The organism is Haemophilus parainfluenzae (assembly GCF_003252725.1).
Taxonomy (GTDB): Bacteria; Pseudomonadota; Gammaproteobacteria; order Enterobacterales; family Pasteurellaceae; genus Haemophilus_D; species Haemophilus_D parainfluenzae_L.
In genome coordinates this window covers 151,102-164,288 of the sequence record NZ_QEPO01000004.1, presented here as the reverse complement: position 1 = coordinate 164,288, position 13,187 = coordinate 151,102, and the positions used below count along the sequence as shown (strand labels likewise).

At 39.7% G+C, this 13,187-nt stretch carries 10 protein-coding genes; 6 read left to right on the top strand and 4 right to left on the bottom strand.

Going from position 1 to position 13,187, the window contains the following annotated elements:
- Positions 1 to 13 precede the first annotated feature (13 nt).
- The 3 genes from ilvC (at position 14) to DPV85_RS06650 (ending at position 4,931) form a co-directional block, all read left to right on the top strand.
- On the top strand, positions 14 to 1,495 hold the full coding sequence (ilvC, locus tag DPV85_RS06660) for a ketol-acid reductoisomerase (RefSeq protein ID WP_005627251.1): 1,482 nt from the start codon (positions 14 to 16) through the stop codon (positions 1,493 to 1,495).
- Positions 1,496 to 1,565: 70 nt separating this feature from the next.
- The gene (locus DPV85_RS06655; protein WP_111327476.1) at positions 1,566 to 4,190 is read left to right on the top strand and encodes an autotransporter outer membrane beta-barrel domain-containing protein; all 2,625 of its coding nucleotides are present in this window, start codon (positions 1,566 to 1,568) and stop codon (positions 4,188 to 4,190) included.
- Between the two features lie 54 nt (positions 4,191 to 4,244).
- Positions 4,245 to 4,931, top strand: a complete 687-nt coding sequence (locus DPV85_RS06650) for an rRNA large subunit pseudouridine synthase E (protein WP_111327475.1) — start codon at positions 4,245 to 4,247, stop codon at positions 4,929 to 4,931.
- 2 nt (positions 4,932 to 4,933) lie between these two features.
- Here DPV85_RS06650 and DPV85_RS06645 read toward each other — a convergent pair whose 3' ends face one another.
- The gene (locus tag DPV85_RS06645; RefSeq protein ID WP_111327474.1) at positions 4,934 to 5,743 is read right to left on the bottom strand and encodes a hypothetical protein; all 810 of its coding nucleotides are present in this window, start codon (positions 5,741 to 5,743) and stop codon (positions 4,934 to 4,936) included.
- A 63-nt stretch (positions 5,744 to 5,806) separates the two neighbouring features.
- The gene (locus tag DPV85_RS06640; protein ID WP_005694847.1) at positions 5,807 to 6,490 is read right to left on the bottom strand and encodes a 2,3-diphosphoglycerate-dependent phosphoglycerate mutase; all 684 of its coding nucleotides are present in this window, start codon (positions 6,488 to 6,490) and stop codon (positions 5,807 to 5,809) included.
- A gap of 187 nt (positions 6,491 to 6,677) precedes the next feature.
- On the opposite strand from DPV85_RS06640, the gene envC reads away from it, so the two are divergent.
- Positions 6,678 to 7,910 carry a murein hydrolase activator EnvC gene (gene envC, locus DPV85_RS06635; RefSeq protein WP_111327473.1) on the top strand — a complete coding sequence of 411 codons (1,233 nt, stop codon included), beginning with the start codon at positions 6,678 to 6,680 and terminating at the stop codon, positions 7,908 to 7,910.
- Entirely contained in the window at positions 7,910 to 8,752 is an 843-nt protein-coding gene (locus tag DPV85_RS06630; protein WP_111327472.1) for a divergent polysaccharide deacetylase family protein, read from the top strand. Before envC ends, DPV85_RS06630 begins: the two co-directional genes overlap by 1 nt.
- 48 nt (positions 8,753 to 8,800) lie before the next feature.
- Here the strand turns inward: DPV85_RS06630 and DPV85_RS06625 are convergent, their stop codons facing one another.
- Positions 8,801 to 9,430, bottom strand: a complete 630-nt coding sequence (locus DPV85_RS06625) for a response regulator (RefSeq protein WP_005694852.1) — start codon at positions 9,428 to 9,430, stop codon at positions 8,801 to 8,803.
- 181 nt (positions 9,431 to 9,611) lie between these two features.
- A complete protein-coding gene (locus DPV85_RS06620; protein ID WP_111327471.1) occupies positions 9,612 to 12,116 on the bottom strand; it encodes a class I adenylate cyclase in 2,505 nt (834 codons plus the stop codon).
- Between the two features lie 136 nt (positions 12,117 to 12,252).
- On the opposite strand from DPV85_RS06620, the gene hemC reads away from it, so the two are divergent.
- Complete coding sequence (gene hemC, locus DPV85_RS06615; RefSeq protein WP_111327470.1) at positions 12,253 to 13,185, top strand: hydroxymethylbilane synthase; 933 nt, start codon at positions 12,253 to 12,255, stop codon at positions 13,183 to 13,185.
- Positions 13,186 to 13,187: the final 2 nt, after the last annotated feature.

Here is a 13,187-nt window from a genome sequence, read left to right as displayed (position 1 = left end):
TTAAGGATGAAAAATGGCTAACTATTTCAACACATTAAATTTACGCGAAAAATTAGACCAATTAGGTCGTTGTCGTTTTATGGATCGCAGCGAATTTGCTGACGGTTGCAACTACTTAAAAGGCAAAAAAATCGTTATCGTAGGCTGTGGTGCACAAGGTTTAAACCAAGGTTTAAATATGCGTGATTCTGGCTTAGATATTTCTTATGCATTACGTCCTGAAGCGATTGCAGAAAAACGTGCATCATTCCAGCGTGCAACCGAAAACGGTTTTAAAGTGGGCACTTACCAAGAGTTAATCCCAACTGCAGACTTAGTGATCAACTTAACACCAGATAAACAACACTCTAAAGTGGTGGCTGATGTGATGCCATTAATGAAAAAAGATTCAGCATTCGGTTACTCACACGGTTTCAACATTGTTGAAGTAGGTGAGCAAATCCGTGAAGACATCACTGTAGTCATGACTGCACCAAAATGTCCAGGTACTGAAGTACGTGAAGAATACAAACGTGGTTTCGGTGTACCAACATTAATCGCAGTTCACCCTGCAAATGACCCACGTGGTGAAGGTATGGCTATTGCGAAAGCATGGGCAGCAGCAACCGGTGGTGACCGTGCGGGCGTATTAGAATCTTCATTTGTCGCAGAAGTAAAATCTGACTTAATGGGTGAACAAACCATTCTTTGCGGTATGTTACAAGCAGGTTCTATCGTATGTTACGACAAACTTGTTGCAGACGGTAAAGATCCAGCATACGCAGGTAAATTGATCCAATACGGTTGGGAAACCATTACCGAAGCCTTAAAACAAGGCGGTATCACATTAATGATGGATCGCTTATCAAACAGCGCAAAATTACGTGCATTTGAACTTGCGGAACAAATCAAAGAAAGCCTTGGCTTCTTATATTACAAACACATGGATGACATCATCAGCGGTCACTTCTCAGCAACTATGATGGCTGACTGGGCAAATGGCGACAAAGATTTATTCGCATGGCGTGAAGCAACTGGCAAAACTGCCTTTGAAAATGCACCAAAAGCAGACGGCATCAAAATTTCTGAACAAGAATACTTTGATAACGGCGTGTTAATGGTAGCAATGGTGAAAGCAGGTGTTGAATTAGCCTTTGATGCAATGGTGGCAAGCGGTATCTATGAAGAATCAGCTTACTATGAATCACTTCACGAATTACCGTTAATCGCAAACACTATCGCGCGTAAACGTTTATACGAAATGAACGTGGTAATTTCTGATACTGCAGAATACGGTAACTACTTATTCTCTAATGTAGCGACCCCTATTCTTGCTAAAGAAATCATCCCAACCTTACAAAAAGGTGACCTAGGTGAACCAACACCAGCAGTTGCTATCGACAACATCACTTTACGCGATGTAAACGATGCAATCCGTAACCACCCAGTTGAATTAATTGGTCAAGAGTTACGTGGCTATATGACAGATATGAAACGTATCGCTGTTGCAGGTTAATCATTAAATCGGTAAAATTCAAGCCAACTTATTCAATAAGTTGGCTTTTTTATAATCCAAAGGAATTAATATGAAAAACAATAAAATTTTTAACCGCACTTTTAAAGTGAGTTTGGTGGCTATGGCGTTAGGGTTAGTTAATTCGGCATGGGCAACAGATCTCACTTGCTCAAACTCAACAGGATGTCAGTATTCTTGGGGTGCATCACCTAATTGGACTTTCAACAAAAACCAACAAACATCAATTAGTGATGCAATTAATGTAACTATTACACCAGGAAACTACCAAAATATAGCTAAAACTGATGTCGGAACTAGAAAACAAAGTGGAGAGCCAATAGCCTCTAGTGATTCACTATTTAGTATTTTTGACCTTACTGATAGAAATAATCAACTTACTATTAAATCTGGTGTAAATGCCACACTTAAAGAAGACTACCCTTCAAGTTCACTTTTAGATATATCTGGGGCAGTTGCTACTTTAGAAAAAGGCTCAAAACTCATTGTTGAGAAAAATTACGCACAAATTCACAATATAACTGATGCTTATGGTGATTCAAGTGGCAATGCAGCGATTGAATCTCGTGATGGCAAAATTAATACACAAGCTGATATTGAAATAAATAACGATGGTTCTAGTGCAATTGAATCTCAAAAGACCTCAGTTATCAATTCATCCAATCATAGTATCAAGATGAATGGAAAGAATGATATTGCCTACGCATTATATGGTGCAGAAGATATAGCAAATATCAGTAATGTACAAATTACTGGAAATCAAGATATGCAATTTGCTTTTGACATCGGTACAGATGATGAGAATGCGGCTCAGACGGTTATAGCTAATGGTTTAAATGTAACTCTTAACAATAAAAGTGGTTTATTCACCACATCAGATAGCGGATCGCAAACAATAACACTAAAAAATTCAGAAAGTAATACAGGTTATGGTTTACTCGCATTCCCATTGGGCGATGAGCAGTTAGTTAAAATTAATTTAGAAAATACAACATTAAATGCTACTCAAGCATTAATCTCACTTAATGATAAAAACTTCCCTATTGAAGCAGAAGAAGGCGGTGATGCTTTAGATCCCAAAGTTGCAGGTGTCTATCATCTAAACCTTACAGCGAGTAAGAATTCAAAACTAACTGGTGCAATTCTTGAAAATCCAGATTCGCCAGTTAAGAATGAAATCAATTTATCTATGTCTAATAGCCAATGGAGCTTCAATAAATCAAGCACATTGAATAACCTAGATGCTAACAGTTCTGAGATTACATTTACTCCGACTTCTGAATACAAGACATTAACAATTAAAGATAACCTTACAGGTTCTAGCACATTTAACCTCAATACCAATGTTGCTGAAAATAAAAGCGATAAAATCGTTGTTAAAGGTACTGCCGAAGGTAATCATAAAATTGGTGTAACTAACCAAGGCGCGAATGTTGCTAGCGGTAAAGTAACACTTGTCGAAACCAATGGTGGTAATGCTGGATTTAGCTTAACTAACCCGAATAATCGTGTAGATTTAGGGGCTTATCAATATTTTCTAACAAAAGAAGGAAATAATTGGGTATTAGCGAACTCTAAAAATGCGGTCACCCCAACTCTACCTGTTGCACCAGCTACACCAAGTAAACCTGTGGTGACGCCAAGTAATCCTGTGGTAACTCCAAGCAAGCCTGTGGTGACTCCAAATAAACCTGTGGTGACTCCAAATAAACCTGTGGTGACTCCAAATAAACCTGAGGTGACTCCAAATAAACCTGCGGTGACTCCAAGTGATCCAGTAGTACCACCTGCAGATCTACCAAGTAAACCATTACTTTCAGACTTAGCGAATGTGCAAGTTTCTCTTCGCCAAGCACAATTGCTTTTAGTGGAAGATAATTTAAGTGGCATCCATCAACGTCTAGGTGAAGTGAAAAATGGTGAAAAAGGTAATGTATGGGTTCGTAATGTGAATTCTCGCCAAAAATTAGCCGCGCTTTCGACTGGTGAGAGTGAAACTTCTGGCTTTAAACAAAACGTACATAGCTTACAAGTGGGCGCTGATGCTGCTGTAACAGATAACCTCCGTGTTGGTGGATTTGTTGGTCGTAGCCAAGCTAACGTTGATTTCAATGATTATTACGGTGATGGCAAAGTAAGAAGCAACAGCGTGGGCTTATATGCAGCTTACCTTGCAGATAACGGTATTTATGTAGATAACATCGTGAAATACAGCCGTTTACACGCTAACTCAGATCTCACAGAAAAACATCATTACAACACTTATACTATTTCGAGTGAATTAGGCAAACGCTTTAGCCTTGCGAACGATTGGACAATCACACCGCAAGCACAATTAGCGTGGACACATATTTCATCACAAGAGAATGAAGATAGCTTATCTTCTGTTTATTCTCGAATTGGTTTACGTGTAGCCAAAGGCTTTGCATTAAGTAATGGTTGGAATTTACAACCTTATGCAGAAATCAATGCGATTACCAGCAAAAACCGTAGCAGCAAAATTCATTACACAAACAGTGCACTTGATGTCGCAAGCAGCCGTGGACGTTTTGAAAGTGCGGTCGGTTTAAATGCTGGATTTGCAAATCATCGTTTTGGTTTAGAAGTAAGCCGTGCTGACGGTAAAAACTTTGACAAACCTTATATAATTCAAGCGGTTTATCGTTATCAATGGTAATATAAGAGGGCGGAGTAAAATCCGCCCTTTTTCTCTTTTTACTGAATAAATAATATGTCGAAATCTTTCCCTTCTCGCTCATTTACAACCAAACGAACGGCAAAACCTACTCGTTCATTTAAGCCTAAAGCGAAGCTACTCACACTAGAACAGACTATTATTGTTTTATTTAACAAACCTTTTGATGTACTGACACAATTCACCGATGAAAATGGCCGATCTACGTTAAAAGATTTTATTGCTATTCCTAATGTCTATGCGGCAGGGCGATTGGATCGTGATAGCGAAGGGCTACTGATTTTAACGAATAATGGTGAAGTGCAACATCGTTTGGCAGATCCAAAGTTTAAAACAGAAAAAACGTATTTTGTGCAAGTAGAAGGGATTCCTGAAGAGGCTGATTTAGACAAGCTTCGTCAAGGTGTTGAATTGAAAGATGGAATGACGAAGCCGGCAAAAGTGCGGTTGATTTCAGAACCAGATTTTCTCTGGCCTCGCAATCCACCTATTCGTGAACGTCAAAGTATTCCAACGAGCTGGTTGGAAATTAAAATTAGTGAAGGGCGTAATCGACAAGTGCGTCGAATGACAGCACATATCGGCTTTCCGACATTACGTCTCATCCGTTATCAAATGAGCTATTTAACGCTTGCTGGATTGGGTAATGGTGAATATCGCCGTTTGAATGAAGAAGAAATGCGTGCGTTATTCAAACAACTTCATTTAAATAACGCACGTTAAGATTAGAAACGTTGAGCGGGTTGTGCATTTTCAACTTGCACGAAAAAGCCTTTATCATTCAAGATAATGCTGTAATCCGTAACATATTTAACACCGTTGGTTTCCACTATCGCATTACAGCTGCGAATGCCTTGTTGTGGATAAGATTGCGTTTCTCGGGCTTGCGAGATTTGTTTCACTGTCATTTGGGTGTTAGTGGCTGCACCTTGTTTTTTGAAGGCATCAGATAATACCGCAAAAACTTTTGAATCATTACATCTTGGTACGACGACGGATTTTGTTACCATACTCGCTGTTTTTTGTGCGACAGTATCTACTTTCTTTTCAGTCACTTTTTCAACAGCTTTGGGTTCCGATTTCTTCACTTCGGTTTTAACCGCTGGTGTTTTTTTAGCAATCACTTTTTCAGGTTTAGCTGATTCTTTAACGGCACTTTGTTTGCTTTTCGCTACCGTCTTTTTGTCTTTTAATGCAGTTTGCTTAGTTTTTTCTACTGGCTGTTTGCCTTTCGTTTTTGTCGGCTCTGCTTTAGCGGCTTTATTTGTCGTTTTATTTTTTATTTTTTCTTTTTTCGTTACCGCTTTTTTCGCTTCGACAATTTTAGCTGGCTTTTTCGCTTCTGCTTTTTTGGCATCTGCTTTCTTTTTCGCTGTTTTAGCTACGGTTTTAGGCGTAGTGGCTTTCTTGGCTTCCACTTTTTTAACTGCCGTTTTCACTGATTTGGTTTGAGTTGATTTTGCCGTATGATTTGGCGATGCTGCAAAGGCCAAAACAGGTAACAAGGCAAAAATCACTGCGAGTAATTTTTTCATCCGTTATTCTCCTTAAACAAAAAGTGCGGTCAAAATTAACCGCACTTTGAAATCATTTATAAATTAAAGATAGTAGTGTTCTACGTAGTTTAATTTATCGTCAAGTTTTAACACTAACGGTTGACCGGTTGGGATTTCAAAATCCATGATTTCCGCATCAGAAATACCGATGATGTGTTTTGCTAATGCACGAAGTGAGTTACCGTGCGCCACCACTAAAACACGTTTACCAGAAAGCATTGCTGGTGCAATTTGATCTTCCCAGAATGGTAATGCACGTTCTAAGGTTAATTTTAAGTTTTCTGCGTTTGGTACCACATCAGATGGGATGTTTGCATAACGACGGTCGTTATGTGCAGAGTTTGGATCTTTCGGGTCTAAATCTGGAGGAGAAATGTCATAAGAACGACGCCAGATATGAACTTGTTCGTCACCGTATTGTTCTGCGGTTGCTTTTTTATCTAAGCCTTGTAATGCACCGTAGTGACGCTCATTTAAACGCCAGTTTTTCACTTGAGGAATCCATAATTGGTGAGATTCTTCTAACACGATGTTACAGGTTTTGATTGCACGAGTTAAAACAGAGGTGAAGGCGATATCGAACTCATAGCCTTTCTCAAACAATTTTTTACCTGCCGCTTTTGCTTCTTCTACGCCGCGCTCGGTTAAATTCACATCACGCCAACCGGTGAATAAATTTTTTGCGTTCCACTCACTGAAACCGTGACGAATGAATACTAATTCCATAAGGATCTCCTAAGTATTAATAAAAAAATGAATGGCTCTGTTATAGCAAAAAATCGTTATGTTTAAAAGTAAAAAGGCGGCATTTACTGATCTTTCGCAAAAAATCGTCTGTAAACTTTTAGCCACTCAAAAATAATGCTAGTATTTAAGTTTTATTCTTCCCTTAATTTCTCTCAAGTTTAGATGTATGCAGCAAAGCAATTGTAGAAAAAAAATCTTATCAAAACTGACCGCACTTTTTGCTTGTGGTCTGCTTGGCTTTTCATCTTTCGCGCAAGGCAACGATCTCAACCAAATTCAAAAACAAATTAAACAACAAGAATCGAAGATCGCCGAGCAAAAACGAGCACAAGCTAAACTCCAAGCCAGTCTTAAAGATCAAGAAAGCAAAATTAATAGCGTTGTCGGTGAATTACGTGAAACAGAATTAAGTTTGCAAGAAATCCGCAAGCAAATGGCAGAAACCGAAAAGCAAATCAAGCAATTAGAAAAGCAAGAGCGCGTGCAAAAAGTGAAGCTCGCACAACAAATAGATGCCATTTATCGCTCAGGTGTAAATCCTTCTACCTTGGAAAGAATGCTTTCAGAAGATGCGAAAAAAGCGGAACGCATGAAAGTGTATTATCAGCATTTAAACCAAGTTCGCATTGATATGATTAACAATCTGAAAGCGACACAAGAGAATTTAGCGAAACAACGCGAAGCAATTTCAGGGCAACAAAAAAATCATCGCGATCAGCTTTCTACGCAAAAGAAACAGCAGCAAGAATTACAAAAAGCGCAACAAGAACGTCAATCTACGTTAAATGAACTCAACAAAAACTTAACGAAAGATCAAAATAAGCTGGAGACGTTGAAAGCGAATGAGAATGCCCTTCGCCAAGAAATTCAACGTGCAGAACAAGCCGCTCGCCAACAAGAACAACGTGAGCGTGAAGCTCTTGCTCAGAAAAAACAAGAGGAAGAAAAACGGACCTCAAAACCTTATCAACCAACCGATCAAGAGCGTAAGTTGATTAATAGCACCAGTGGTTTAGGTACGGCAGCTCGTCAATACAGTCGCCCGGTTTCCGGCCCGACGTTGTATTCCTTTGGTTCAATCCAAGCGGGTGAAGTGCGCTGGAAAGGTATGGTTATCGGTGCACCAACGGGTACAGCGGTAAAAGCCATTGCAAATGGTCGTGTTATTCTAGCGGGTCATCTTAACGGCTATGGTTATATGGTGATTGTGAAACACGGCGATAGCGACTTGAGTTTATATGGTTTCAACCAAGCCGTGTTTGTAAAACAAGGTCAGATTGTATCTGCGGGGCAAACCATCGCACAAGTAGGTAATACGGGTGAGCTCTCAAAATCGGCGCTTTACTTTGGTATCAGCCGTAAAGGAGTGCCTGTAAATCCAGCTGGGTGGATTAAATAATGGTGGCATTCTTTCAAAGTGCAGTCAAAAATACGATCATTTTTTCAACCGCACTTTTCTCTGCGTTTACTTTTGCACAAGGCAAACTGGCTATTGTAATTGATGACATTGGCTATCATCCGAAAGAAGATGCCGAAGTTTTAGCCATGCCAAAAGAAGTCTCCGTTGCGATTATTCCTGCCGCACCCTATGCCAAAATTCGCAATCAAGAAGCGAAAGCACAAAATCACGATATTCTCATTCATATGCCGATGCAACCGGTCAGCAATATTAAAATTGAGGAAGGTGGTTTGACTTTAGGCTTGTCCGAAGAGCAAGTGAATGAACGAGTGAAAAAGGCCAAATCTATTGTGCCCAATGCCATTGGAATGAATAATCATATGGGCAGTGCAGCCACAGCCGATGCCACATTAATGACTTATTTAATGACCGCACTTCGCGAGCAGCATTTATTCTTTTTAGATAGCCGCACCATTGGAAAATCAGTCGCGGGCAAAATAGCAAAAGAACAAGGCGTACGTGTATTAGATCGCCATATCTTTTTAGATGACAGCGATAATTTGGCAGATGTTCAACGCCAATTTCAAAGTGCAATTCAATATGCACGTAAACATGGCACCGCCATTGCTATTGGACACCCTCGTCCAAATACCGTAGCCGTATTAAAATCAGGAATCAAAAATTTACCCGATGATATTCAATTAGTCGGCATGGGAAGCTTGTGGCGAAATGAAAAAATCTTGCCTCCTAAACCATTTATCTTAATTTTTAATAATATTCCTGCGCCAACTTCAGTCGCACCATTTGAGCCAATCCCTTTATTACGGGGCGTGCCAAGATAACAAAAAGAGCGGTTAAAAAACCGCTCTTTTTTATCGTTTGAAATTTACCTATCGACCATTTCGCTCAAAGAACAAGACGGTTGCTGCAACGCGTGAGTGAACGTTAAGTTTACGAAGTAAGTTACGAATGTGCACTTTAACCGTTTCTTCAGAAATGAAAAGTTGGCCCGCAATTTGTTTATTAGATAAACCTGTTGCGATTAAACGTAATACATCCATTTCACGATCGGTGAGTGAATCCATTGGATCAACAGTATGTTTGCGTTCTAAAAGAAGATTTTTAATCGAATCACTTAAAATCACTTCACCTTGTGCAATACGTTTAATTTGCTCAAGTAGCACATCTGGCTCAGTATCTTTCAATAAATAGCCATCAGCACCCGCATCGATGAGAGTGAAAATATCATTTTTCGCATCAGACACAGTTAAGATCAAAATTCGTGCATCAACACCTTCTGCACGCAAGCCTTTAAGGGTATCTAAACCAGAAAGACCTTTCATATTCAGATCTAAAATGATTAAATCCGGGGATTCTTGAATCGCAATGGAAATGCCTTCTGTACCGCTTCCTACATCGGCAACGACTTCAAAATTCTCTTCTAATTCAACTAATTGTTTGATACCACGACGCATTAATGGATGGTCGTCGATAATTAATACTTTTAACTTTTCTTGCATAATATTCTCCAAGAGATAAGCGGACAAACATTCTATCGCCTGAAGGCGAAAACGTCCACAGCCTTAGATTATTTCTCAATAGATTTTCGAACGAAGGATTCTATCGGGATTTTGCCTATCTTCCAATGCATAATTTGCAGATAAATTTGATTTACCTCAAACAATGCTTGTTTTGATTGAGCTATTCGCAAGTCCTTTTGCTTTTAAATTTGAACGGCATAATACGCATGCCACTTTCTGTCGGATGCAATTGATAAAATTGAGGATAATTAAAATTCCGTTGCACCATTTTATACGGATTTTTACAATCTTTCGAGCCGAGTGATTGATAAATCTGATTCACTTCACGCACTTTATCATCTTTTGAACCTTCACATTGACGATAAATTTCGAGACGATTCTTTTCATCTAACAAATAAACGTTAAAGCTATTATCGGCATTATCCTCAAAGAAGAATTGTAAAAAACCTTCACTGGCAAACAAATCAATTTCAGGCGGATATCGACGGGCCTCTGGAATAATTTCTTTTTCTTCCAACTGAGTCGGTAAAACGTCCTCAAAATTGACCGCACTTTCTTTTCCACCATCAATAGGTTGCAAACTGATCCCTTTTTCTTCAAAGAAGAATTGCCAGTTTTTCCCTGCCACACGTAAACGGGAGTGCGTTGTTGGGCGACTGTCGCCTAATTGAATACTGATACAACGGTTTACAAGTACGCTCACTAAGTTTCGCAATGTGCGGTTGTAGTGTTTACTGTAACAGAAAACCTGTATAGAACGGGGCTGATTCACACCTTGATCAATTTTATTAGAAAGCACTTTTAAGGCAAGCAAAATCGCATTCTGCCCTTCAAAATGTAAAGTTCGAATTTCATTCCACACATTACGGTAAGTGAAATCAATGCTTCCTACCAAACTCTGTTCTAACTGACCAAAACTGAATAAATCACTTGGCGAAATATTTGATTTAAGCTCTTCGACTTGTGCGGTTGGATCATTCACCAAATTCACCGCGATAAATAGATCGCGGATTTCGCACTGTGAAGAAAGTGCCTCATTTGTCGGAACTTGGCTATTTGTATGCGGAAAAAATAACCGCAAATCAGCCACAAAATTACGTAAAGTAAGTTGGTCGATATTTTGGCTAATTAAGTGCAAATGGGTTTCAGCCGTCAACAAGCGATTAAAATAAGCCCACGCAACCACTTTATTTAAACTTTCGCCGTATTCAATCACACGTTCTTTCGAGAACATAATGTGGTGTGGCGGCTGATTTACCATATACCAACCATCTTTAAAGCGCTTATTGCCGTGAACTTCGATGAACGTGAGGTGTTCTTCTGTTAAGTTATAGGAAATTTGTGAGTTTAGTAACGTAATTTTACCCGGTAATTCTTCAAAGGCAGTATAAAGTTTGCGAGAAAGTACCGTAATATCTTGTGGAATCACACTAGAATTAATTTTATGTTTGCGTGCAAAATCCACCAGATTTCGATAACTCATCATCAAGAAATTCACCAAATTATTGTGACTTTCTTTCACCCGTTTGATTTTCCAATTTGGGCGCTGATCCAATTCTTCAATGCGCTCTTTTGACCAGCCCCATTCTTGAGCCATCATTTTCATATAAGAAATACGCCAGTTTGATGCGTGATATAACGCAAAGTCTTCTGTGGCTTTCACATAAAAACAAGAACGTACGAAATCAAGACGCTTAAATTCTGAATGTGCGGTCAAATATTGACTAATTCTCTCTAAAATCGCGATATAAGGGTCAAAATGATGTGCAGCGGTACTACGACCGGAAAGTAAATCTTCTTTAAATTGACGAGCAATTAAATGGGTATTTGGATATTCTTGGGCATAGGTTTCCAACAACAAGATTTTCATCACCGATTTATAAGGTGAATCAATACCTTTATAAAGTTGCCATAAGCTTGCACCAAAATATTCACTGGCTGAGAATTGCCCTAATCCACCGAAATCCACCCAATCATTTAAATTAAGCTCACCAGCCGCGACTAAACGAGCAACTTCGGCCTCATATTGTTTTTCATCTTCCACCCACAAGTGGAGCCACAATAATGGCTTGCCAGCAAGACGTACAGCGGAGCGATAAAATTCTTCCAACAGCAACATATATTGAGCTGAACCACTGTTTTCTTTAGTTAGTGGATCGGAATAACGTTCGTTACGGAAACGTTGTTGTGTCATCAAATAAAAATGCATTTCCACATGATATGTGGATGCCCATTGGCTAATTTTCTTCGTTTTTTCCGCTAAGCGCTGCTGTTCTTGTTCAGATAAATCATCTTGATGGCAGATCCAAATATCCAAATCCGAAGCTGAAGTTTGGCTAATGGAGCCAAAACTGCCCATCACATAAATACCTAAGATCTGCGCAAAAACAGCATCAGAATTGACCGCACTTTGCACGGCTTCGACAAGTTCAGGATGTTCTTTTGAGAGAAAATTTTGCTGATAATTGGAAAGAGTAAAATCGGCAATGCCTGCCGGGGCATCTTCCACATAACCCGGCAGAGCAGGATGATTAAGATGCAACAACAGCGGCACTAAAGAGACGATGTGTCGGAATGCATCACCTGAGCCCAATAATGCACGATCAAAACGACGTTTATCTAGAGTTTCGATACATTTTCGGGCTTGAGTGAGATCGTATTTCAAGGCTTCCTACCTATGACCATATAACTGATATTACTGTACCACTTAGCTCATCAGAAATCAAAAATTTAAATGATCTGACTTTTTGCCCTAAAAATGGTAGCATAGGGCATATTTCTATTTAAAATCAGCGGTATTTATGGCAGTACTTAAAACCTTAAAAATTGCAACCCGTCAAAGCCCTTTAGCACTTTGGCAGGCAAATTTTGTGAAAGATCAATTAGAAAAGTTCCACCCAACACTTTCTGTTGAATTAGTTCCGATGGTGACAAAAGGTGATGTAATCTTAGATTCCCCTCTGGCTAAAATTGGTGGAAAAGGCTTATTTGTTAAAGAGTTAGAAAACGCTTTACTTGAAAAACGTGCTGATATTGCCGTCCATTCAATGAAAGATGTACCGATGGAATTTCCAGAAGGTCTGGGCTTAAGTGTGATCTGTAAACGTGAAGATCCGCGCGATGCTTTCGTGTCTAATACATACCGTTCATTAGATAAATTACCGCAAGGCGCTATTGTCGGAACATCAAGCTTACGTCGTCAATGCCAATTAAAACAATTACGCCCTGATCTTGATATCCGTTCCTTGCGTGGCAATGTAGGAACCCGATTAAGTAAATTAGACAATGGCGAATACGATGCCATTATTTTAGCCTCAGCTGGCTTAATTCGTTTAGGGCTAGCGGAACGTATTGCCTCGTTTATTGAAGTGGAACAGTCGTTACCGGCTGCCGGACAAGGCGCAGTGGGCATTGAGTGCCGTGTTGATGATGAAGAAGTGAAAGCATTACTTGCGCCACTTTCAGATGCCACCACGACGACTTGTGTTTTGGCCGAGCGTGCAATGAATACCCGCTTACAAGGTGGTTGCCAAGTGCCAATCGGTGGCTATGCCATTGAGCAAAATGGCGAAATTTTCTTGCGCGCACTCGTCGGAGAAACCGATGGCTCTGCGATTATTCGTGCGGAAGGTAAAAGTGCGGTTGAAAATGCCGAAGCATTAGGCGTGACAATTGCTGAACAACTTCTGGCACAAGGCGCAGATAAGATTCTGGCGAAGATTTACTCAGCATAGGT

Bases quoted from the DNA above. Each gene is read 5' to 3' on its own strand.
- ilvC (WP_005627251.1), top strand. From the start codon at position 14: ATGGCTAACTATTTCAACACATTAAATTTACGCGAAAAATTAGACCAA.
- DPV85_RS06655 (WP_111327476.1), top strand. From the start codon at position 1,566: ATGAAAAACAATAAAATTTTTAACCGCACTTTTAAAGTGAGTTTGGTG.
- DPV85_RS06650 (WP_111327475.1), top strand. From the start codon at position 4,245: ATGTCGAAATCTTTCCCTTCTCGCTCATTTACAACCAAACGAACGGCA.
- DPV85_RS06645 (WP_111327474.1), bottom strand. From the start codon at position 5,743: ATGAAAAAATTACTCGCAGTGATTTTTGCCTTGTTACCTGTTTTGGCC.
- DPV85_RS06640 (WP_005694847.1), bottom strand. From the start codon at position 6,490: ATGGAATTAGTATTCATTCGTCACGGTTTCAGTGAGTGGAACGCAAAA.
- envC (WP_111327473.1), top strand. From the start codon at position 6,678: ATGCAGCAAAGCAATTGTAGAAAAAAAATCTTATCAAAACTGACCGCA.
- DPV85_RS06630 (WP_111327472.1), top strand. From the start codon at position 7,910: ATGGTGGCATTCTTTCAAAGTGCAGTCAAAAATACGATCATTTTTTCA.
- DPV85_RS06625 (WP_005694852.1), bottom strand. From the start codon at position 9,430: ATGCAAGAAAAGTTAAAAGTATTAATTATCGACGACCATCCATTAATG.
- hemC (WP_111327470.1), top strand. From the start codon at position 12,253: ATGGCAGTACTTAAAACCTTAAAAATTGCAACCCGTCAAAGCCCTTTA.